The following is a 21,610-nucleotide window of genomic DNA, read 5'->3' as shown; positions in this document are numbered from 1 at the left end:
CGGCGCTACAAGCTGCGGAGCTTGCGGAAGAAGTCATCCTGGTAGGATTTGCCTACCGGGACTTCATATTCGCCCAGAAGCAGCTGATTATCTTCCACGGCCTCGATACGCTTGGTATTTACAATGAAAGAGCGGTGTACCCGCACAAAGTGCGCAAACGGCAACCGCTCTTCCAGGGCCTTGAGTGTGATATAGACAATGTGCTTGTGTTTGGCGGTTACAAACACGGAATACGTCGACATGGCCTCGATGTATAGCACATCATTGAAATCAAGCTTCACCAGCTTGTTATTCACCTTTACGAAGAGCTCCGAACCCTCCACGGCCGTAGTGGTGTCGGCTGCGGCTGGCGCGGGCTCGGGGCGTTGGGCCAGTACCCGGGCGACGGCCTTGCTGAAGCGGGCAAAATCGACGGGCTTCACTAAGTAGTCGGCAACGGCTAGTTCGAAGGCCGCCACAGCAAAATCCGCGTGGGTGGTAACTAAAATCACCTGGGGCTGGGGTTGGGGCAGGGCCCGCACCAGATCCAAACCACTGAGTCGGGGCATCTCAATGTCCAGAAACAGCAAGTCGACGGCCGTGTCGTTGCGCAGCAGATTCAGGGCCTGAACCGCATCGGGCAACGAAGCCACCAGCTCCAGGGCATCAGTCATTTCCACGAAATGCTCAAGCGTCAGACGATTGATTTCATTGTCGTCAATGATCAGACAGCGCAGGCGAGCAGCAGGGGCGGGCATAATAAGAGCAAGAAAAGAGAATACGGAACAGGGCAAAAAAGTCCGTTGGCATAGCCAAGGCTACTGTTCAGAAAGCCAGGGGTTGGGTTGGGCTAAAAATGCCAACTTCAAGATTTGGTACAATTTACGTTTGTGCAGTTTAGTTACGCAACAACTTCTCGCTAACCTCTTTCTGCCACCCGATGAAAAACGTATTGCACCTGTTGATTGGATTTACCTGCACTGTATTTAGTGGAAACCAGGCCCAGGCCGCTACGTGCGCAGTGCCGGATACAGACGAGCAAACTAGCCCGGCGCCCAGTGCTGAATGCTGGGCCCGTTCCCTGAAGCTGACCTGCTACTACACAGACGCCTTACGCCTGAACAGCATCCAGGCCGCGGCCGTGAAGCAGGCCACTCTACAGGAACTGCAGCAACTGGAGCAATTAAGCCAAGCTGTTCTGGCACCCTCCGACTTAAGCAAGTCGCTGGCCTTTACCGAGTCGCAGGTAGTTGCCCAGTACGATGCGGCGATGCTGCGGATTCTTACCCCGGGTCAGTACAACACATTTCATCTGTTGCAAGAGCGCCAGGCAGGCCTGAAGCTACAGCCGACCGACCATATCGCCCGAAAGTAAACACCTGTCCAGGTTGGGTCTTCATGGGGGTGAGCAAGAGGGATAGCACCGGCCGCTACCATTTTTTACCTCTGCCCAGTCAGAGACAGGCTTGGGAGCTGAGCTACAGCTCTTAAGAATAGAGAAAATAGTTTTTATTATTATTTTTTCTTAATCTTAAGGGCCGCTTTCTTCAACCCGCGCCCATGAAATACCTGGCTGTATTCTCGCTTCTGCTGGCCCTGGCCGGACCCGCCAGTGCTGCCACTGGCAAACAACCCAGCCGCATTCTGGAGCAGCGCCAAGCCGCTTTGGGCACGGATATCCGCAAATTCCGGCATTTGGTGCCCGAGCGGGTAGAACCCAGCACCCAAACGGTATACTACACCAACAAGCGGGAAAACCTGCGAGTAGGCGCCTACACCGTTACCGGAATTAGCTATGGTTTCTACAAAGACAAGCTTTGCTCGATTGAGTTGCGCGTCATGGGCGACGGAAATTGCAAAGGCATTCATAACCTTTTGCTGGCCGAGTACGGCCCCAGCCAGCGCGTAGCGGCCAAAAGCGAGAACTGGACCGATCCGCAGGTAACGTTGCGCTACACGGAAGTTCCTCAGGGCTTTGCCACCATTGTGCTGGCCAGCAAGACCCTGATGGAACAACGCCTAGCTGAAAGCAAGCTGCCCGCCTTTCACAGCGCCTAAGCAAACCGGATTTTCAGCCTTTACCAAAAAAGCAGGAGCTCCTTTCGGGGCTCCTGCTTGCGTTTTTAACGCTGGGCTTACTTCAGGTGACGAAACTTGCGTTGCATGATTTCCTGCACCGAGACATTCTCAATCTTGCTTTCCAGCCAGGAAATAATGTCCAGGTACAGAAAAGGGCGCCGCTCGAATGGCTGACTGGCAATGCTGATGAGCTTCTCTTTGAGCTTGATAAACGCCTCTTTCAATTCGTCGGGGGCAATGTCGCCGACGCTGCGCAGAAACTGGAAAATGGCCACTTGCATCTGCTGCTGGTCGTTCATTTTGCCCAAGAAGCGGTACACCGATTTAATCTGGTATTCGAGGGCTTCGTCGCGGCCGGCTTCGTAGTGGGCAATCAGGTTCAGAATCCGGGCGAAGCACTGGATGTCCTCGCGCAGGCTTACATCCCGAAACTGGATAATCTTGGTCAGATACTCAATGGCCTTGTCGTTGTTGCCGCTGCCAAAGTAGAGGCTGGCAATCTTGTAGTAAAACACCAGCCGTCGGTGCGAATCGAGCTGTATCTGAAACCGGTCGAGGTTATGGAGCAAATCGGGAATCAGGGTGAGGCCGGCCGTGAAACGGCCCTGCAGGAAGTAGGCATTGATGCGGTTGGTGTAGATGTACAGAAACAGCAGCATCTCCGTGTTGGGGTTGGTGCGGCGCTCCGGGTCGGCGGCAAAGGCTTCCAGGGTTTCCAGTACTTCAATAAACTTGCTGAAATAGAGCAGGTTGTAGAGTGAAATCAGCAGGTTGTGCAGGCCTTTTAGGTAGAGCATGGTTTGCTGCTCTTTCATGACTGGGTTCTGCTCAAACAAGTCGACCCACTTTTGGGCATACCGGAAGCAGGCCGGGAAATTCTGGGTGATAGTATGGTACCACACGTGGGCCTGGTAGTAGTAGAGCTGCTCGTAGAAACCAGCCTGCTGCAAGGCTACTACCGGCAGCGCCGCCTGGAAGTAAGCGGTAATAGTGTCGTAGTCTTCCTGGTTGCGCACGTGCCCGATTTTCAAATACAGGCCGTACATGCGCAGGGCCACGTTCGACAGCTCATGCATCTGAGCGACGTGAGCGGCCGTATCCGATGCTTCAGCTGATAATACTTCGGCCCGGTCGCGCAGGCTGCGAGTGATGTACTGGGCTTCAATCAGCTTCTCAAAATCCAGGGCCAGCAGGGCAATGTGGGGCATTTCGGCCTGCTGCGCCGTTTGCTTTACTTTTTCCAGCATTCTGAGGCTTTGCTGGTAGAGGCCCCGGTTGTAGAGCACCCGGGCGTAGTCGAGCTGTTCGTGGAGCTGAATGTCCAGGTTCTGGCCCGAATGGTACATGCGCAGGCTGGCCAGTAGCTGCTTATAGAGGTTCGCCTTGAGATTGGCCACTTGCACTTTTTTGATGGCCGGCACCTGGGCCAGCACCCGCTCCTCGTCGTAGGCCATTTGGCCGTCGAGGGCATCGAACAGCTGCAGGAACTTCAGGCCCTCGTTGGAGCCCTGGCGGTTGGTAAACAGCCGGAAGTGGCGCTTTTCGGAGCGGGTTAGGGACTTAATTAACTGAAAAACAGGGTCAATGCTTTCGTTAGGCATTGTAGAAGCAGGTTTGGTAAAAATCTGTATTTCAGTGACTTGTGGAATGTGTTACCACAATTGGAAATAGTGATTAAAAGAGATATTGTTTTTCATGGGGCAAAGCAAGGTCACTACTTGCGTGCAGCTTCGGGCAATAACCAGTTGCTTCCAGGCAAGTTACAACTACTTCTGATTTTGGCTGCCGACCGGCAAAAAGTTCTTTAGCAGCGGTACCACCTGCACTGAAAGCCGCCCCTGGATATTGTCAGCAAGTGGGAGTAGCTGACTGCCAATTTATACGAAACCAAGTGGATTGTTGGGCTTCTGAAATTTGTAAACATTCATTTTGTCGTCGACCAACCCGTTTTCATGTTTTCTACTTCGCTACTCGTCATTCAGGTCATTATTCCGCCGCCGCTGGGCTGAAGGAACTGCTTCTGTTTGCCAAAACAAGCCTTTCTAAGCCCCGCGCTCAGGAAGGCTTTTTACTACCCACTACTTGCATCTGCTTCCACTTAACGCCACCGTTCTATGTATTTTAACAGTAATACCGTCGCCTTCCTGGATGGTGAATTCGTGCAGGCCAGTGAAGCTACCTGCGGCGTGTATGCCCAGTCGCTGCACTACGGGTACGCGGTTTTTGAAGGCATCCGGGCCTACAATACGCCCCAGGGCTCCCAGATATTCAAAGCTGAGGAGCACTTCGAACGGCTCCACTACTCCTGTAAAGCCGTTGGCTTGCCTTTGGACTACTCGGTGGCCGAGCTAACGCAGATCAGCTACCAGCTGCTGGAAAAAAACGGATTGACCGACGCCTACCTCCGACCCCTGGTGTACGCGGCCACGCCCAACATGAGCCTGAAGCATGCCGCGAGTAGCAACCTGCTGATGGCCGTGTGGGAATGGGGCAAATACCTCGGCGACCAAAGCCTGCGCCTGACCATCTCGCCCTACGAGCGGCCCAACCCCAAGGCTGTGCCGATTGAAGCCAAAGTAGCTGGGCACTACGTTAACTCCATCATTGCCAGCTCCGAAGCGAAAGGCCGGGGGTACGATGAGGCTTTGCTGCTGGATATGCACGGCTACGTGGCTGAAGGGCCTGGCGCCAACTTTTTCTTCGAGAAGAACGGGGAGCTGTATACGGCCCCGGCCGGCAGCATTCTGCGCGGTATCACCCGCAATACCATCATCGATTTGGCCCGGGAAGCCGGTATCACCGTGCACGAGCAATTCTTTACCCCAGCCGAGCTGCAAGGGGCCGAAGGAGCTTTCATGACGGGCACCGCCGCTGAGGTTATCGGCGTGTCGTCGGTAGATGAGCTGGTGTTCGAAAAACCCTTCGCCGAAACCATCGGCGCCCAGTTGGCCAGCCGCTACCACGCCCTCGTAACCGGGCAGCCAGCTAGAGCGCAGAGCTTAGAACTCAGAGCTTAGCTCGTTCTACGTTGGCCTGAGCCCCCCATTCCATTCACTTCTAAGCTCTGAGTTCTCAACTCTGAGCTCTTTACAACCATGGCGCTGAACCCGTATAGCCGCATTTACACCCAGGACGACAGCCTGCCGGCCTCCCAAGCCATGCTCATTGGCTCGGGTTTGTCGGAAGCCGATTTGCGCAAGCCCTTCGTGGGTATCTGCTCCACGGGCTTCGACGGCAACACCTGCAACATGCACCTCAACGGCCTAGCCGACCATGTGAAGGAAGGCGTGCAGACGGCTGGCTTGGTGGGGCTGCGGTTCAACACGATTGGCATTTCGGATGGTATTACCAACGGCACGCCGGGCATGCGCTACTCGTTGGTGTCGCGCGAAATCATTGCCGACTCTATCGAGGCCATGGCCGGGGCCCACAACTACGACGCCCTGGCCTGCGTGGTGGGCTGCGACAAAAACATGCCCGGTTCGCTCATGGCCCTGGCCCGCCTCAACCGGCCCGGGCTGATGGTGTACGGCGGCACAATCAAGGGCGGCTCGTTTAAGGGGCAGCAGCTCAATATCGTGTCGTGCTTCGAGGCCTACGGCAAAAAGCTGCAGAACGCCATTTCCGACGAAGACTACCGTGGCATCATTCAGCACGCCTGCCCGGGGCCCGGGGCCTGCGGAGGCATGTACACGGCCAACACCATGGCTTCGGCAGCTGAGGTGCTGGGCATGTCGGTGCCGTTTTCGTCCTCGGCCCCCGCGGTGAGTGAGCAGAAGCGCGAAGAGTGCCTGCGGACCGGCGAGTACCTGCTGCGCCTGCTGGAAAAAGACCTCAAGCCCCGCGACATCATGGTGCGCGAAGCCTTCGAAAACGCCCTGGTGCTCATCACCGTGCTGGGCGGCTCCACCAACGCCGTCATTCACCTAATGGCCATTGCCGACGCGGCCGGGGTGAAACTCACGCTCCAGGACTTCCAGGCCGTGAGCAACCGGGTGCCCCTGCTGGCCGACCTCAAGCCCAGCGGCAAGTACCTAATGGAGGACTTGTCGGCCCTGGGCGGGGTGCCCGCGGTAATGAAAACCCTGCTCAATGAGGGGTTACTAACCGGCAACCTACCCACCGTGACGGGCAAAACCCTGGCCGAAAACCTGGCTGGCATTGCCGCCTTGGGTGAGGAGCAAGACCTGCTACGGCCGTTCTCCAATCCCATCAAAGCCGATGGCCACATCCAGATTCTCTACGGCAACCTCGCTCCGGAAGGCGCGGTGGCCAAAATCACCGGCAAGGAAGGCTCCCGCTTCGAAGGCCCGGCCAGCGTGTTCGACTCGGAAGAAGAGCTGAACGAAGGCCTGAGCCGCATTGAACCGGGGCAGGTAGTCATCATCCGCTACGTGGGGCCCAAGGGCGGACCGGGCATGCCCGAAATGCTCAAGCCCACCTCGGCTATCATCGGGGCCGGGCTGGGCGACAAAGTGGCGCTGGTCACCGACGGGCGCTTTTCGGGCGGTACCCACGGCTTCGTTATCGGCCACGTGAGCCCCGAGGCCTACGACGGCGGCCCCATTGCCCTGGTCCGCAACGGCGACCAGGTGGTACTCGACGCGGCCAACAACACGATGAGCGTGCTGGTGGACGAGGCCGAGCTGGCCGCCCGCCGGGCCCAGTGGACGCCGCCGGCCGTGAAGGCACCCCGGGGCGTGCTACGCAAATACATCCGCACCGTGGGCTCGGCCAGTGCCGGGTGCATCACCGATTCTTGAGCCAAAGAAAACGCACGAGTATGCTGACCCAGGAAAAAACAACCCCGCTGGCGCCCGATACGGCTCGGCAGACCCTTTCGGGGGCGGAAATGACCCTGCGGGCCCTGCTGGCCGAAGGCGTGGACACGATTTTCGGCTACCCCGGCGGGGCCATCATTCCGATCTACGACGCCCTGTACGACTTCGAAGGGCAGCTCAACCACGTGCTGGTGCGCCATGAGCAGGGCGGTATTCACGCCGCCCAGGGCTACGCCCGGGCCTCGGGCAAAGTCGGCGTCGTGTTTGCCACCAGCGGGCCGGGCGCTACCAACCTGGTCACGGGCCTGGCTGACGCCCAGATTGACAGCACCCCGCTGGTGTGCATCACGGGCCAGGTGTTTGCCCACCTGCTCGGTACCGATGCCTTCCAGGAAACCGACATCATCAACATTACCACGCCGGTAACCAAATGGAATTTTCAAGTCACCGAGGCCAGTCAGCTGCCCGAGGCTCTAGCTAAGGCCTTTTACCTGGCCCGCAGCGGCCGGCCCGGCCCCGTGCTGATTGACATTACCAAGAACGCCCAGCTGCAGCAGTTCAACTTTGCGGAGTACCAGCCGTGCACCCACATCCGCAGCTACCGGCCCGCGCCCATCGTGCGGCCCGAGTACGTGCGGCAGGCAGCTGAACTAATAAACCAGGCCCGGCGCCCCTTCGTGCTCTGGGGGCAGGGCGTGACGCTGGGTCAGGCCGAAGCAGAATTCCGGGCTTTCATCGAGAAAAGCGGCATTCCGGCGGCCTGGACGATTCTCGGCGCTGGTGCTTTGCCCACCGACCACCCGCTGAACGTGGGCATGCTGGGCATGCACGGCAACTACGGTCCCAACGTGCTGACCAACGAGTGCGACGTGCTCATTGCCGTCGGCATGCGCTTCGACGACCGGGTCACGGGCCGCCTCGACAAGTACGCCAAGCAGGCCCAAGTCATTCACCTCGACATCGACCCCACGGAAATTGACAAGAACGTGGCCACCACCGTGCCGGTGTGGGGCGACTGCAAGCAAACCCTGCCGCTGCTCACGGCGCTGGTCGAGGCCAAAACTCACCCGGAATGGCGGCAGCGTTTCGAGCAGTTTCAGGCCGAGGAAGTGGCTGCCGTTATCCAGGACGAGCTGTTTCCGACCTCCGACGAGCTGACCATGGGCGAGGTCATTCAGCAGCTCAACGAGCTAACCCAGGGCGAGGCCATTGTGGTGACCGACGTGGGTCAGCACCAGATGGTAGCCTGCCGCTACGCCCGGTTCAACCACTCGCGCAGCAATATTACCAGCGGGGGCCTGGGCACCATGGGCTTTGCCCTGCCCGCGGCCATCGGCGCCAAGTTCGGCCGCCCCGACCGGCCCGTGGTAGCCATCATCGGCGACGGGGGCATGCAGATGACGATTCAGGAGCTGGGCACTATCATGCAAACCGGCGTCGAGGTGAAAATTATCATTCTCAACAACCAGTACCTGGGCATGGTGCGGCAGTGGCAGGAGTTGTTTCACGAGCGGCGTTACTCCTTCGTCAACATTGCCAGCCCCGACTACGTGACCGTGGCCAGTGGCTACAGCATTGCCGGCCGGCGGGTTTCGGAGCGGCAGGAACTGCAAAACAGCCTACGGGAAATGCTGGACCACCCCGGCTCTTTTCTGCTGGAAGTCATGGTGACCAAGGAAAACAACATCTTCCCCATGGTGCCCCAGGGCTGCAGCGTGAGCGAAATCCGACTGCGGTAGCGGTGAGATAGTGAGATGGTGAAATACTGAGTTGTCGTTCGGCTGACCTAAGCTGTGCGGAACCGCGCCACCAGAACATCAAACTCACCAATTCACCATCTCACCATTTCACTATCTCAGCTATGACCCGGCAGGAATACAACATCACGGCCTATACCGAAAACCAGATTGGCTTGCTCAACCGCATTGCCATCATCTTCTCGCGCCGCAAAATCAACATCGAAAGTCTGAACACCTCGCCCTCGGAAATCGACGGAATTCACCGCTTCAACATCGTGATGCACGAAACGGAAGAGGTGGTGCGCAAGATTGCCAAGCAGATCGAGAAGCAGGTGGAAGTGCTCAAGGTCTACTACAACACCAACCAGGAAGTTATCTGGCAGGAAATGGCCCTCTACAAAGTGCCCACCGACATCATTGCCGAAAAAGCCTCCGTGGAGCGCCTGCTGCGGGAGCACGGGGCCCGGGCCGTGGTCATCCGCAAGGACTACACCGTGTTTGAAACCACCGGGCACCGCGAGGAAACCGATACGCTCATCAAGGTTTTGCAGCCTTACGGCCTCATTGAGTTCGTGCGCTCGGCCCGCATTGCCATCATCAAGCACAGCGACGGGTTCAACCGCAAGCTGCGCGAGTTTGAGCGTACCGAGCCCGGCTCGGAAGTCGTGGAAAACGAGTTTCTCAACCGCCGCGACGAGGTGTTTGAGATGTAGGTCGGTGTCAGAATACACCATGGGAACGTCATGCTTCGCCAGGCCCAGCATGAGGGCCTTTTCCCAACAACGTCAGCACGCGAGATTCCTCGGCAAGCTCGGAATGACGTGCTGATTAGCAAGAAACATTCACCTCTCATCATTCACCCTTTACCCATTTCCATTATGGCAACCATCAACTTTGGCGGCGTAGAAGAAACTGTAATCACCCGCGACGAGTATCCGCTATTTAAGGCCCAGGCCTACCTGAAGGACGAAGTCATTGCCGTGATTGGGTACGGGGTGCAGGGGCCGGGGCAGGCGCTCAATCTGCGCGACAACGGCTTCCACGTCATCATCGGCCAGCGCCAGGACTCGCCTTCCTGGGAAAAGGCCCTGCAGGACGGCTGGGTGGAAGGTGAAACCTTGTTCTCTATCGAGGAAGCCGCCGCCCGGGGCACTATCATTGCCAACCTGCTCTCCGACGCCGGCCAGATTGCGCTGTGGCCCACGCTGAAAGCTCACCTGACGCCGGGCAAAACGCTGTACTTTTCCCACGGCTTCGGCATCACCTTCAACGACCAGACCAACATCATTCCCCCCGCCGACGTGGACGTGATTCTGGTAGCGCCCAAGGGCAGCGGCACCAGCTTGCGCCGGCTATATCTGCAGGGGGGCGGGTTGAACTCGTCGTACGCCGTATTTCAGGATGCTACCGGCGAGGCCCTGGAAAAGGCCATTGCCCTGGGCATCGGCGTGGGCTCGGGCTACCTGTTCGAAACCGATTTCAAGCGCGAAGTATACTCCGACCTCACCGGGGAGCGGGGCGTGCTGATGGGGGCCTTGGCCGGCATCATCGAGGCCCAGTATCAGGTGCTGCGCCAGCGCGGCCATTCGCCCTCCGAGGCCTTCAACGAAACCGTAGAGGAGTTGACCCAGAGCCTCGTGCCGCTAGTGGGCGAAAACGGCATGGACTGGATGTTCAGCAACTGCTCCGTCACGGCCCAGCGCGGCGCCCTCGACTGGAAAGGCCGTTTCCGGGAAGCTACGCTACCGGTGCTCAATGAGCTCTACGACAGCGTGGCCTCGGGCAAGGAAGCCGAGCGCACCATTCAGCGCGGCTCTACGCCGAATTACCGGAAAGAATTGGAAGCTGAGTTAAAAGAAGTGCGCGAGTCGGAGCTGTGGCAAACGGGCGCCACCGTGCGCCAGCTTCGCTCCCTGAAGAAAACTGCCGAAGCCGATGCCTAGCGAAACTATAGCCCCAGCGGCCCCCGTCGTGCGGCTCGCCAACGTGGAGCAGGCCGCCCGCACTCTGCAAGGCGTGATTTACGAAACATTGCTTCAGCAGAATCTGGGCCTCTCGGCTGCCTATGGCGCGTCGGTTTACTTGAAGCGGGAAGACTTGCAGGTAGTGCGCTCCTACAAAATCCGGGGTGCCTACCACAAGATTTCCCAGCTGGCAGAGGAGCAGCAGGTGCCGGAAGTAGTGTGCGCCAGTGCCGGCAACCACGCCCAGGGCGTGGCCTACGCCTGCCAGCTGCTGGGGCTGAAAGGCTATATTTTCATGCCGGCCAACACGCCCGCCCAAAAGGTGAGCAAAGTGCGGCTGTTTGGTAAAGAGCAGATCGACGTTATCCTGACCGGCGCCACCTTCGACGACACGTTTCAGGCCGCCAAGCTGTTCTGCGACGAGCGAGGCAGCGCCTTTGTGCATCCGTTCGACGACCTCGCTATTGTGGAAGGCCAGGCAACCGTCGGGCTGGAAATCCTAAAGGCCGCCCCCCAGGCTATTGACTACGTGTTTATGCCTATCGGCGGGGGCGGTTTGGCCTCGGGCGTGGGCAGCGTGTTCCGGCAGCTCAGTCCCCAGACCAAGCTGATTGGCGTCCAGCCTTTGGGCGCGCCCTCCATGCAGCAGGCCATTCGGGCCGGCCGGCGGCAGGCCTTGGAGCACATCGAAAGCTTCGTGGACGGCGCCGCCGTGAAGTGCCCCGGCGCCCTGACTTTCGAGCTGTGCCGCGAACTACTCGACGACGTGGTGCTCGTACCGGAAGGCCAGGTCTGCGAGGATCTGCTGCGCATGTACAACGAGGAAGGCATTGTGCTGGAGCCGGCCGGTACGCTCAGCATCTCGGCCCTGCGGCAGTTTGCCGACGAAATCCGGGGTAAGACAGTAGTCTGCGTGCTCAGCGGCAGCAACAACGACATCACCCGCATGGAGGATATCAAGGAGCGGGCCATGCGCCACCAGGGCCTCAAGCATTACTTCATGGTGACCTTCAACCAGCGTCCCGGGGCCCTGCGCCGCTTCGTTAACAACGTGCTGCACCCCGACGACGACATCATTCACTTCCAGTATATCAAGAAGAACAACAAGGAAAAAGGCCCGGTCTTCGTCGGTATTGAAGTTAAAAAGCCGCACGAAATCATGGGAATCCAGCAGCGCATGCAGGATGAGGGCTTCGCGTACGAGTACCTGAATGAGAAGCAGGATTTTTTGAGCTTGCTGGTGTAGGAATTGCTTAACAGAACCGCAAGCCGAGCCCGCACAAGCACTGCGCAGGTCAGCTTGTCGACTATCCCAAGCCACAGAACGTCATGCTGAGCTTGTCGAAGCATCTCTACCGCAGTAATAAGCATGATTACTACTGCAGGCGTGATGACTCGCCGGGCTCGGCTTGGCGTTCTGTTTTTGCAATGAAGTAGTAGAGTTGTTTCGGTCGGCTCAGCATGAAGTCCTTTGTGCAAGCGCATACGCAACAATTTATCCGTTAGCCGTTGTATTTCAGTAAATAATAACTAACTGTTTATTAATAACTTATGAATTAAAAACCCATTATTGGAAATAGTAGGCGTGCCGAGAAGTTGTTTTCCTGACCACGTTTTGCCGGTGTTCTTGCGGGCAGCAATTCGCTGAAAGTACTCCGACAACATGGCTGCTCAGAAAATTCAGATCTTCGATACCACCCTGCGCGACGGGGAGCAGGTGCCCGGCTGCAAGCTCAACCAGGACGAGAAACTGGTAATTGCCCGACAGCTGGAGCTACTCGGCGTCGACGTGATTGAAGCGGGCTTTCCCGTATCGAGCCCCGGCGACTTTGCGGCCGTGGCGGCCATTGCGGCCCAAACCCGGGAAGCCACGGTCTGTGGCCTGTCGCGGGCCGTGGAAAACGACATTCGGGTGGCCGCCGAATCCTTGCGGCACGCCCGTTACCCGCGGATTCATACCGGTATTGGCACCTCCGAGTCCCATATCAAGTTCAAGCTCAACTCCACGCCCGAGCAGGTTATTGAGCGGGCCGTGGCGGCCGTAAAGCTGGCCAAGTCGTTTGTGGAAGACGTGGAGTTCTACGCCGAAGACGCCGGCCGCACCGACAACGAGTACCTCGCCCGCGTCTGCGAAGCCGCTATTCGGGCCGGGGCTACGGTGCTCAACATTCCGGATACTACGGGCTACTGCCTGCCCCAGGAGTACGGGGCCAAAATCAAGTACCTCTACGAAAACGTGCAGGGCGTGCACAACGTCACGCTTTCCACGCATTGTCATAACGACTTGGGCTTGGCTACGGCCAATTCCATTGCCGGCGTCATGAACGGCGCCCGGCAGATTGAGTGCACCATAAATGGGGTAGGGGAGCGGGCCGGCAACACGGCGTTAGAGGAGGTCGTGATGATTCTGCGCCAGCACCCTTACCTCAATTTGGGCACCAACATCACCACGCAACTGCTGGCCGAAACCTCGGCCATGGTGTCGCATATGATGGCCATGCCGGTGCAGCCCAACAAGGCCATTGTGGGAGCGAATGCCTTTTCGCATTCGAGTGGGATACACCAGGACGGCGTAATCAAGCACCGCGAGACGTACGAAATCATTGATCCGCGCGAGGTGGGCGTGGCGGATTCGTCGATTGTACTAACTGCTCGCTCGGGGCGCGCCGCCCTGGCGTACCGCCTGCAAAAAATTGGCTACGACTTCGATAAAACCGCGCTGAACAAGGCCTACGCCTCCTTCCTGCAACTGGCCGACCGCCAGAAGGAAGTAGTCGACACGGACCTGCACATTCTGGTGGAACAGGAAAACCTGGTCGCCGCCACTTAATACGCTTCCGCTTATGAACATGCCCTTGCAACACAGCCAGGTTACGCCTCGAACCATGGTTCGTTCGTCCCGCTGCCCTGATTGGATTACCTACGCTACCGAGCAGCTGCGCCAAACCAGCCAGCAACCGGCCCCTGACCAGCCTAAGGCCTTAAAGTAAGCATCATGGCTAAGTCCTTATTCGACAAAATCTGGGATGCCCACGTGGTGAAAGCCATTCCGGGTGGGCTGGAGGTCTTTTACATCGACCGGCACCTGATTCACGAAGTCACCAGCCCGCAGGCCTTCGATGAGCTGCAGGAGCGGGGCTTGCCCTTGAGTCGGCCGAAGCAGATCCTGGCCACGGCCGACCACAACGTGCCGACCCGCAACCAGCACTTGCCGATTCAGGACCCGCTGAGCCGCTCCCAGGTCGATAAGCTGACCGAAAACTGCGCGAAGTTCGGGGTCGAGCTGTTCGGGCTGGGCCACCAATATCAGGGTATCGTGCACGTCATCGGGCCGGAACTGGGTGTGACCCAGCCGGGCATGACCATTGTGTGCGGCGACAGTCACACCTCAACCCACGGCGCGTTTGGGGCCATTGCTTTCGGTATCGGCACCAGCCAAGTAACGCAGGTCATGGCTTCGCAATGCCTGCTCATCAGCCGGCCCAAGCGCATGCGCATCACTGTGGACGGCGAATTGCGGCCGGGCGTCACGGCCAAGGACATTATTCTTTACATCATTGCGCAGCTTGGCACGGGCGGGGCCACCGGCTACTTCGTGGAATACGCCGGCAGCGCCATTCGCAGCCTGAGCATGGAAGGCCGCATGACGGTCTGCAACATGAGCATCGAAATGGGCGCCCGCGGCGGCCTTATTGCCCCGGACGCTACCACGTTCAACTACCTCAAGGGCCGGCCCTACGCCCCCCAGGGGGAGCGGTGGGAGCAGGCTGTAGCATACTGGCAGACGCTGTATTCGGAGGAAGGCGCCGAGTTTGAATCAGAACTGACCTTCGATGCCGCCGCTATTGCCCCGATGATAACCTACGGGACCAACCCCGGTATGGGCATCGCACTGAACAGCTCTATTCCGGTGCTCGGTACCGACGGAGAAGCCGCCAGCTTCAACAAGTCGTTGGCTTACATGGGCTTCAAGCCGGGCGAGTCGTTGCTCGGCAAGGAAATAAACTACGTCTTTATCGGTAGCTGCACCAATTCCCGTATCGAGGACCTGCGGGCCGTGGCAGCCTACGTGAAAGGCAAGCACAAGGCCCAGCACGTGGAGGCCATCATCGTGCCCGGCTCCAAGCTGGTCGAGAAGCAGGCCATTGAGGAAGGCCTCGACCAAGTGCTGGCCGAAGCCGGCTTCGAGCTGCGCGAACCGGGCTGCTCGGCCTGCCTGGCCATGAACGACGACAAGATTCCGGCGGGTGCCTACTGCGTCTCGACCTCCAACCGCAACTTCGAGGGCCGGCAGGGTCCCGGCGCCCGCACCTTGCTGGCCAGCCCGCTGGTGGCGGCTATTACCGCCGTGGAAGGCCGCATCGTCGACATCACCCAGTATGTAAACTAACTGCCACTTTGCCGCGACAAATACGTCGCCCGGCACGCAAGCGAGAGGAGGAATCGGTTAGGGAGCTGGCCTCGGGCCCGCCGGACCAGCCCGCTACCGGAAACTGGTTTCTCCTTTCACTTGACGCAGGCTAGCCTCTCACTTCCATTACGTCCCACCCATGGAAAAATTCCAAACGCTCCGCTCGGGCGTCGTTCCGCTGCCCATCGAAAACGTCGATACGGACCAGATTATCCCGGCCCGTTTCCTGAAGTCCACGACCCGGGAGGGGTTTGGCCAAAACCTGTTTGCCGACTGGCGCTACCAGCCCGACGGGCAACCCAAGGCCGACTTTGTGCTCAACAACCCGCGCTACCAGGGGCAGATTCTGCTGGCGGGCAAGAACTTCGGCTGCGGCTCGAGCCGGGAACACGCCGCCTGGGCTCTGTATGACGCCGGCTTCAAAGTGGTTATTTCGAGCTATTTCGCCGATATCTTCCGCGGCAACGCCCTGAACACGGGCCTGCTGCCGCTACAGGTTTCCGACGAAGTGTTGCAGGGCCTTTTCCGGCAGATTGAGCTGGAGCCTGAAACCCAGCTGGTGGTGGATTTGCCCAGTCAGACGCTGTCTATTCCGGTCTGGGACGCGGCCATCGGCTTCGAGCTGGACGCCTACAAGAAAGAGTGCCTCATCAACGGCTACGACGATATTGATTACCTGGTGAGCCAACGGGACGCCATTACCACCTACGAACAGCTGCGCAAATGGGTATTTTAAGCAAACGAATCGTGGTGCTGTCCGGCGACGGTATCGGGCCGGAAGTGTGTCAGGAGGCGGTACGGGCCCTGAAGGCGGTGGCCGATAAGTTCGGGCACGAGTTCGTCTTCGACTACCAGCTCATGGGCGCCTGCGCCATCGACGCCACCGGTGACCCGCTCCCGGAAGCTACCCTCGAGGCCTGCCGCCGCGCCGATGCCGTGTTGCTCGGGGCCATCGGCGACCCGAAATACGACAACAACCCCAGCGCCAAGGTGCGCCCCGAGCAAGGGCTGCTGCGCCTGCGCAAGTCACTGGGTCTGTACGCCAACATTCGGCCCGTTACGGCCTACGACCGGCTGCTGGAACACTCGCCGCTGAAGAAAGACCGGATTCAGGGCGCCGACATGCTCATCTTCCGCGAGCTGACGGGCGGCATCTACTTCGGCGAAAAAGGCCGCCGCGAGGATGGCTCGGCCTACGACAACTGCACCTACAGCCGCTATGAAATTGAGCGGGTGGCGCACCGGGCCTTCCAGGCTGCCGAAGCCCGCCGCGGCAAGCTGACCTTGGTCGATAAAGCCAACGTGCTGGAAACCTCCCGCCTGTGGCGGGAAGTAGTGCAGGACCTGGCCCTGCAGTACCCCAAGGTGCTGGTCGATTACCTGTTCGTCGATAACGCGGCCATGCAGATGATTTTGAGCCCGAAGCAGTTCGATGTGATTCTGACCGAGAACATGTTCGGCGACATTATCTCGGACGAGGCCTCAGTTATTGCCGGCTCGCTAGGATTGCTGCCCTCGGCTTCCGTTGGTGATGACGCCGCGCTGTTCGAGCCCATCCACGGGTCGTATCCGCAGGCAAAGGGCAAAGGCATTGCCAACCCGATTGCTACGATTCTGTCGGCGGCCATGCTGCTGGAGCACTTCGGGTTGCAGGAAGAAGCCAACTCGGTGAAGAAAGCCGTGGACAATGCGCTGGAGCAGGGGGTACTGACGCCGGAGCTCAACGCCCGTTCCCCCTACACCACCGAGCAGGTTGGGAGCTTCATTGCGTATGGCATCCTCGATATTCTGGACTGCCAGCTGCACAAGAACAACATTGCCTTGGGTTTGAGTACGATTATTTAGGTTTGGTTTATAATCGTAAAAAGGCCGCTACCAGTCTGGTAGCGGCCTTTTTGCGTGTTTAAGAAAATAATGGTGACTGTCCTGCTTTAACTCTGCGGACGCCAGATCAGGCAGGACTTTCTAATTACTCCGCTTCTTTAACAAAGCGGCGGGTTACAGTGGCTTGGCCTTCAGGGGAAAGCCGCAGCGTGTAGACTCCCGCCTTCAACGAAGAAACGTCCAGGTCAGGGGCCGAGAGCTGCCCGTTTAGCACGGTACGGCCGGTTACGTCCACGACCTGGTATGGGCTGCCGAGGAGGCCGGCTTCGGTCCGGAAATGCAGGGTGCGGCCAGCCGGGTTGGGGTACACTTCCAACAGGTGGTCAAGCTTGGGGGCCGTGGCCAGCGTGGTACCGGCCGAGCGGGCGGCCCCGGCTTTGGTGATGCGCAACCAGTTGAAATTCCAGCCCCCGGCCTGGGCGTACACGCCAAAGCTGTAGGTGCCCGCATTCACGTTCACCGTTTGCGACACCGTCGTCCAGGTTTGCCAGCCGCCCGTAGCCGGAATGGCCACGTTGCCCAGTTGAATCGAGCCAGCATTCAAATCGGAGGACAGGGTGCTGCCGCTAGGGCTGGCCACGCGGTATTCGATGGTGTAGGTGCCCGAGGTGGGGAAGTTGACGTTGGCGTAGGCCAGCCAGTCGGTGGCGTCGATGTAGCCCACATTTTGCCCGCCGCCCGCATCCGTGGTAGCTTCGACCTGCACACCCTGCATGCTGGTAAAGGCTTCGGCCTGAATGGTGGTTGAGCTAGGCGGGGGCGGCGTGGCGCTAGCAAAGTTGAGCCAGTTGACATTGCAGCCGGTAGAGGCCGCCGCGTACAGGCGCAGGGTTTGGCGGCCAGCGGGTAGGGTTACGGTGGCGTTGATGGTCTGCCAGTTCTGCCAGCCGCCCGTATTGCCCACGTTGACGCTGCCCAGCACCGCGCCGCCGCTGTTGCGCAGCTGCAGGGTAGCTCCGCCGTAGGCCGACGACACCCGGAAGCCGACCGTGTAGGAACCCGCCGAAGCCACGTTTACGCTGTAGTCGAGCCAGTCGCCGGTTTCGTACCAGGCTACGTTCAATCCGCCGCCGGTGTCGGTTGTGGTTTCGGTTTGGGTGCCCGATTGTGCCGAAGATCTTTCGGCCTCAATTCGCCCCGGAATGGCCTGGGCGGGGGGCGGAGTCACGCCGTTGCGCTGCACGACCACCTGGTTGATGGCCGTGAGCAGGGAGTTGGCACCGGTAGCATCCTGGGAGAGTTCCCAAATCATGATGCCGCTGCCCTGGTCGAAGGCTAGGTTGGTTTTGCTTTTGATGGTCGGGATGCCGTTATAGCCTACGCCGTTGAACACGTCGGCATTGGGGCTGGCGCCGCGGGCCAGCAGCTGGGCGTACGATTCCCAGGTGGGCCGGCCGTAGAAAGGCACGCCGAGCACGGTTTTGTTGGCCGGCAGGCCCCGCCCTTTCCAGTAGTTGATGGACTGCACCGCGTAGTCGTAGGTGGAGTGGTCGAAGTTGTTGAAGTCGTAGGCCATCAGGTTCAGAAAGTCTACCGACGTGAAGACGCTGTTCAGGATGCTGGCCCCGTTGGTGCCCACCACGGCGGCCGTAAGCAGCTTGCCGCGGTTGTGCATTTCAGTGGAGAGCTGCTGCATCAACAGGGCGTGGTTGTTGGCCGAAGCCCCGGCGTCGGGGTATTCCCAGTCGATGTCCACGCCGTCGAGGTTGTACTGGTTGGCGAAGTTGACCAGATTCGTCACGAACGTGTTGCGGTACGTGGCGTTGGCGCCGATACTCTCGAAGCCGCTGTCATTACCGTCGTTCCAGCCACCCACCGAAATCAGCACTTTTACCCCGTTGGCATGGGCCAGCGACACTAGGCTTTGCAGCTTGGCGGGGTTTTCGATGGGCTGCAGGCCGCCCGTAGCCGTAGGCAACAGAAAGGCGTAGTTGATATGAGTGAGCTTGGTGTACTGTACGCTGTTCACGTCGCCGGCCCAGGAGGGCACGTAGCCAATAACCCGAAACTGGGCCAGGCCCGGCACGGCGGCAACTAGCAGCAGCAGAAGCAGCAGAATCCGCTGGAGGGGAAGGTTTGTTTTCATAGTAGTAGGAGTAGAGTGAAACAGAACTCGTCAGGATGCGGCCCCACAGCAGTTTGCCAGTGAAAGCCGGCCGCAATGCAGGATTGCCTGGGCTTCCACTGGCAACGCTTTAGGGTGCCGCTGGGCTTATTTCAGGAAGCGTTTGGCCGGCTGTGCTTTGCCCTCAATGACTAACCGCAGCGTGTACATACCGGGCTGCAGGTGGCTCACGTTCAGGCGGCCACTGGCGGCCGAGCCCGTGGCCACCGTTTTGCCCCAGGCGTCCAGGATCTGATAGTCGCTGCCGGCCAGGCTGGCATCCGAGCGGATCTGGAGCTGGTCGGTCACTGGGTTCGGGTAGATTTCCAGCGTCGGCGCAGTTTCCGGCGCGGCTACTTCCGAGGCCAGCATCGTGCGGGCTGCTCCAGCCTTGCTGATGCGGACCCAGTTGATGTTCCAGCCGCCGGTTTGGGCGTAGATGCCGAAGTTGTAAGTACCCGCGTTGATGGTCACCGTGCGCGACACCGTGGTCCAGTTCTGCCAGCCGCCCGTGCCAGGAATAGCCGAGTTGCCCAGTTGAATAGCACCGGCGTTCAGGTCCGAAGAAATAGTGCCCCCGCTGCCCCCGCTGGCCACGCGGTACTCGATGGTGTAGCTGCCCGAGGTGGGGAAGTTGATGCCATTCCAGACCAGGTAGTCGCCCGCGTCCACGTAGCCCATGTTCTGGCCGCCGCCCGCGTCGGTGCAAGTTTCCACCGTCATGCCGTTGTTGACGCTGGCCGCCTCGGCCTGTAGTGTCACGCTGAAGGAGGAAGCGGCGGGCTGTACCCGCAGCGAAGTAGCCTTGTCGTTCCAGTTGCCGGTGCCCAGCGGGTTGTTTACCAGGCAGGAGTTGCTGGCCGTCAGCGTTAGGGCCGCCCCCGTAAAGTTGTCATTTTCGTAGAGTACCACCTGGTAGCCCCCGTTCACGGTGAGCGAAGACACGTCGTCGTTGAGGATACCGCGGCTTTGCAGGGCGGCCAAGTTGTAGTCGCCCACGGGCAAAGCCACAGCGGCGCCGGTGTAGTTGCAGTCCTTGAACACAGTGGCCACGCCGGCCGTGGTTCCGCCCGCCGGCACGGTTCCCGAAATCGAGAAGGTGCCCAGGGAGCCGTAGTCGGAGTAGCCTTCGGTAGTTGGGTTGCCGTAGCTGGTGCCGTCTATCTGTAGGTAGTAAGTGCCCGCCGCCAGGTTGGCCGATACGGTCGTGCTCAGGCTGCCCTGGGTATCGTAGGTGCCGATGAGGCCGCCGCTGCTGTTGAACAGGCGCCCCACGATGTCCAGGTCGCCGTGCCGACCTACTGTGTTCAGGTTCAGATTGACGGTGCCGGCGCCGCAGGTAAACGTGAAGTAGTCTTGGTCGGCAGTACGCTCAATAATGCCCGAGCCCGATACGCTGGTGCCGTTGCGGCCCAGGGCCGTAGCGCCGCTGATGCCGTTGGCGTGGTCGTCGTTGCGGTAGCCTACATTATAGGTGGCCCCGGCCATGATGGCCAAGTCGTCCTGGGTCTGGCTGGCGTAGGCGTACTCGCCGCGGCTCCAGTGCGTGACGGGTTTGTAGTAGCCCGCGCCCATAATCGGGGCCCAGTTGCCGGCCGAAGTGCGGGCGTCGTAGTACTCTTCCTTGGGGTTAGTACGGCCGTCGTGGCTCAGGCCCAGGGTGTGGCCCACCTCGTGGGAGGCAGCTTCGCCGCCGGCTTTGGGCGAGGTCATGAACACCCAGCAGGGCGTATCGTCGTTCCAGTTGAAGGACGTCAGGTAGGCCACGCCACCCGCGCCGGGAGCCGCCGTGTTGGTCGGCGTGATGATGCAGCGCATGCGCATCGTCTTTGGGTAGGAGTTGAACACGGCCTCGTCGGTGGTCACGTTCATGTTGAAGGGCCGGAAATCCTCACTGACCAGCTCCCAGAACTCCTGGATGGCGGCATCGGTCATACCGGCCGGGGCGGCGTTGATAGGGTTGCCATTGTTCCAGGGCGTGCCCGACACGTACTGTCCGTCGAAGTCGAGCATGATGCAGCCCCGGGCCCCGGGGTAGCTCTGCAGGGAAACCACCGCGGCGCGGCTGGCCGTGTTATCCCCCCGCAGCGTGGGCGTTGCCAGCCCCACGGGCTCGTTGTAGTCGATGCAGATAACCTTGTTGATGTCGGCGGGCTGAATCCGGACAATTCCCCGGGCATCAGCCGAGTACTGGTAGGCTTGCCGGGTCTGCCGGAAAATAATGTTGCCCTGCACTGTGCTGCCTTCAATGCGCAGCAAAAACGACGAGCCCGGCACATTCTGAATTTCCCCGATGAGATATTCCCCGTCAGTCGACAGATCCTGGCGGAAATTCACCTTGCCGGTAAAGGCTTTCGTGGCCGACACGCGGAGCGTGACGGTAGGCGTACTGCGCTGGGCGGCGTCGGGGGCCACCTGCGCTTCCAGTTGCCGCACCAGGTCCTGGGTAGAGCCCAGGGAGAAGGACGCTTTGGCATCCTGGGCTCGGGCCCGGCCGGGGGCCGCAAGTCCGCCCAGAAGCAACAGACCGCTAAGCCCGTACCGATACACTTGTTTCATAGTGGTTGGAGAAAGAAAGGGGGATTGTGGAAAGGATGGAAGACTAAAAAGCCGGAATCGAACGGCAATAGGGTAGCAGGCCGCCTCTGCGGGCCGCCTGCTACGCCAAG

The 21,610-nt window shown here is 59.6% G+C and carries 16 protein-coding genes; 12 read left to right on the top strand and 4 right to left on the bottom strand.

The genetic code is table 11. The features are described 5' to 3' along the window. Window positions 1-5: 5 nt before the first annotated feature. Complete coding sequence (locus E5K02_RS11045) at window positions 6-737, bottom strand: LytR/AlgR family response regulator transcription factor (RefSeq protein WP_135394872.1); 732 nt, start codon at window positions 735-737, stop codon at window positions 6-8. 182 nt (window positions 738-919) lie between these two features. Between E5K02_RS11045 and E5K02_RS11040 the strand changes: the two genes are divergently transcribed. Together E5K02_RS11040 and E5K02_RS11035 are read left to right on the top strand one after the other, a co-directional pair. Then, window positions 920-1,354 carry a hypothetical protein gene (locus tag E5K02_RS11040; RefSeq protein WP_135394871.1) on the top strand — a complete coding sequence of 145 codons (435 nt, stop codon included), beginning with the start codon at window positions 920-922 and terminating at the stop codon, window positions 1,352-1,354. 185 nt (window positions 1,355-1,539) lie between these two features. Further along, window positions 1,540-2,037 carry a hypothetical protein gene (locus E5K02_RS11035; protein WP_135394870.1) on the top strand — a complete coding sequence of 166 codons (498 nt, stop codon included), beginning with the start codon at window positions 1,540-1,542 and terminating at the stop codon, window positions 2,035-2,037. 77 nt (window positions 2,038-2,114) lie between these two features. On the opposite strand, the gene E5K02_RS11030 is transcribed toward E5K02_RS11035, so the two are convergent. Continuing rightward, the gene (locus tag E5K02_RS11030; protein WP_135394869.1) at window positions 2,115-3,659 is read right to left on the bottom strand and encodes a hypothetical protein; all 1,545 of its coding nucleotides are present in this window, start codon (window positions 3,657-3,659) and stop codon (window positions 2,115-2,117) included. A gap of 513 nt (window positions 3,660-4,172) precedes the next feature. On the opposite strand from E5K02_RS11030, the gene E5K02_RS11025 reads away from it, so the two are divergent. The 10 genes from E5K02_RS11025 to leuB all read left to right on the top strand — a co-directional run bounded on the left by E5K02_RS11025 (window position 4,173) and on the right by leuB (window position 16,798). After that, window positions 4,173-5,075 carry a branched-chain amino acid transaminase gene (locus tag E5K02_RS11025; protein WP_135394868.1) on the top strand — a complete coding sequence of 301 codons (903 nt, stop codon included), beginning with the start codon at window positions 4,173-4,175 and terminating at the stop codon, window positions 5,073-5,075. A 78-nt stretch (window positions 5,076-5,153) separates the two neighbouring features. Further along, a complete protein-coding gene (gene ilvD / locus E5K02_RS11020) occupies window positions 5,154-6,821 on the top strand; it encodes a dihydroxy-acid dehydratase (protein ID WP_135394867.1) in 1,668 nt (555 codons plus the stop codon). Between the two features lie 20 nt (window positions 6,822-6,841). Next, on the top strand, window positions 6,842-8,578 hold the full coding sequence (gene ilvB, locus E5K02_RS11015; protein WP_135394866.1) for a biosynthetic-type acetolactate synthase large subunit: 1,737 nt from the start codon (window positions 6,842-6,844) through the stop codon (window positions 8,576-8,578). A gap of 122 nt (window positions 8,579-8,700) precedes the next feature. Continuing rightward, window positions 8,701-9,291 carry an acetolactate synthase small subunit gene (gene ilvN / locus E5K02_RS11010; RefSeq protein ID WP_135394865.1) on the top strand — a complete coding sequence of 197 codons (591 nt, stop codon included), beginning with the start codon at window positions 8,701-8,703 and terminating at the stop codon, window positions 9,289-9,291. A gap of 165 nt (window positions 9,292-9,456) precedes the next feature. Next, window positions 9,457-10,521, top strand: coding sequence for a ketol-acid reductoisomerase (gene ilvC / locus E5K02_RS11005; RefSeq protein ID WP_135394864.1), 1,065 nt, complete (start codon window positions 9,457-9,459; stop codon window positions 10,519-10,521). Continuing rightward, window positions 10,514-11,788: a threonine ammonia-lyase IlvA gene (ilvA, locus tag E5K02_RS11000; RefSeq protein ID WP_135394863.1), complete on the top strand. Its 1,275-nt coding sequence runs from the start codon at window positions 10,514-10,516 to the stop codon at window positions 11,786-11,788. Before ilvC ends, ilvA begins: the two co-directional genes overlap by 8 nt. A 417-nt stretch (window positions 11,789-12,205) precedes the next feature. Next, window positions 12,206-13,372 (top strand): 2-isopropylmalate synthase, encoded by a 1,167-nt coding sequence (locus E5K02_RS10995; protein WP_135394862.1) that lies wholly within the window; start codon window positions 12,206-12,208, stop codon window positions 13,370-13,372. A gap of 165 nt (window positions 13,373-13,537) precedes the next feature. Next, window positions 13,538-14,932 carry a 3-isopropylmalate dehydratase large subunit gene (gene leuC, locus E5K02_RS10990; protein ID WP_135394861.1) on the top strand — a complete coding sequence of 465 codons (1,395 nt, stop codon included), beginning with the start codon at window positions 13,538-13,540 and terminating at the stop codon, window positions 14,930-14,932. A 160-nt stretch (window positions 14,933-15,092) separates the two neighbouring features. After that, complete coding sequence (leuD, locus tag E5K02_RS10985; RefSeq protein ID WP_135394860.1) at window positions 15,093-15,689, top strand: 3-isopropylmalate dehydratase small subunit; 597 nt, start codon at window positions 15,093-15,095, stop codon at window positions 15,687-15,689. Beyond that, window positions 15,677-16,798, top strand: coding sequence for a 3-isopropylmalate dehydrogenase (gene leuB, locus E5K02_RS10980; RefSeq protein WP_135394859.1), 1,122 nt, complete (start codon window positions 15,677-15,679; stop codon window positions 16,796-16,798). The genes leuD and leuB overlap by 13 nt, the downstream gene beginning before the upstream one ends. Window positions 16,799-16,922: 124 nt before the next feature. On the opposite strand, the gene E5K02_RS10975 is transcribed toward leuB, so the two are convergent. Both E5K02_RS10975 and E5K02_RS10970 read right to left on the bottom strand, forming a co-directional pair. Next, window positions 16,923-18,923, bottom strand: a complete 2,001-nt coding sequence (locus E5K02_RS10975) for a carbohydrate-binding protein (RefSeq protein ID WP_135394858.1) — start codon at window positions 18,921-18,923, stop codon at window positions 16,923-16,925. Window positions 18,924-19,049: 126 nt separating this feature from the next. Beyond that, window positions 19,050-21,500 carry a carbohydrate-binding protein gene (locus E5K02_RS10970; protein WP_135394857.1) on the bottom strand — a complete coding sequence of 817 codons (2,451 nt, stop codon included), beginning with the start codon at window positions 21,498-21,500 and terminating at the stop codon, window positions 19,050-19,052. Window positions 21,501-21,610 lie beyond the last annotated feature (110 nt).

Source organism: Hymenobacter metallicola (genome assembly GCF_004745645.1).
In the GTDB taxonomy this organism is placed as follows: Bacteria; Bacteroidota; Bacteroidia; order Cytophagales; family Hymenobacteraceae; genus Hymenobacter; species Hymenobacter metallicola.
The sequence above is the reverse complement of the archived record's forward strand: the minus strand, read 5'-3'. Positions and strand labels throughout refer to the sequence as shown.

What these genes read in the sequence shown, in the direction of transcription:
- E5K02_RS11045 (WP_135394872.1), bottom strand. Translation starts at nt 737, where the DNA reads ATGCCCGCCCCTGCTGCTCGCCTGCGCTGTCTGATCATTGACGACAAT.
- E5K02_RS11040 (WP_135394871.1), top strand. Translation starts at nt 920, where the DNA reads ATGAAAAACGTATTGCACCTGTTGATTGGATTTACCTGCACTGTATTT.
- E5K02_RS11035 (WP_135394870.1), top strand. Translation starts at nt 1,540, where the DNA reads ATGAAATACCTGGCTGTATTCTCGCTTCTGCTGGCCCTGGCCGGACCC.
- E5K02_RS11030 (WP_135394869.1), bottom strand. Translation starts at nt 3,659, where the DNA reads ATGCCTAACGAAAGCATTGACCCTGTTTTTCAGTTAATTAAGTCCCTA.
- E5K02_RS11025 (WP_135394868.1), top strand. Translation starts at nt 4,173, where the DNA reads ATGTATTTTAACAGTAATACCGTCGCCTTCCTGGATGGTGAATTCGTG.
- ilvD (WP_135394867.1), top strand. Translation starts at nt 5,154, where the DNA reads ATGGCGCTGAACCCGTATAGCCGCATTTACACCCAGGACGACAGCCTG.
- ilvB (WP_135394866.1), top strand. Translation starts at nt 6,842, where the DNA reads ATGCTGACCCAGGAAAAAACAACCCCGCTGGCGCCCGATACGGCTCGG.
- ilvN (WP_135394865.1), top strand. Translation starts at nt 8,701, where the DNA reads ATGACCCGGCAGGAATACAACATCACGGCCTATACCGAAAACCAGATT.
- ilvC (WP_135394864.1), top strand. Translation starts at nt 9,457, where the DNA reads ATGGCAACCATCAACTTTGGCGGCGTAGAAGAAACTGTAATCACCCGC.
- ilvA (WP_135394863.1), top strand. Translation starts at nt 10,514, where the DNA reads ATGCCTAGCGAAACTATAGCCCCAGCGGCCCCCGTCGTGCGGCTCGCC.
- E5K02_RS10995 (WP_135394862.1), top strand. Translation starts at nt 12,206, where the DNA reads ATGGCTGCTCAGAAAATTCAGATCTTCGATACCACCCTGCGCGACGGG.
- leuC (WP_135394861.1), top strand. Translation starts at nt 13,538, where the DNA reads ATGGCTAAGTCCTTATTCGACAAAATCTGGGATGCCCACGTGGTGAAA.
- leuD (WP_135394860.1), top strand. Translation starts at nt 15,093, where the DNA reads ATGGAAAAATTCCAAACGCTCCGCTCGGGCGTCGTTCCGCTGCCCATC.
- leuB (WP_135394859.1), top strand. Translation starts at nt 15,677, where the DNA reads ATGGGTATTTTAAGCAAACGAATCGTGGTGCTGTCCGGCGACGGTATC.
- E5K02_RS10975 (WP_135394858.1), bottom strand. Translation starts at nt 18,923, where the DNA reads ATGAAAACAAACCTTCCCCTCCAGCGGATTCTGCTGCTTCTGCTGCTG.
- E5K02_RS10970 (WP_135394857.1), bottom strand. Translation starts at nt 21,500, where the DNA reads ATGAAACAAGTGTATCGGTACGGGCTTAGCGGTCTGTTGCTTCTGGGC.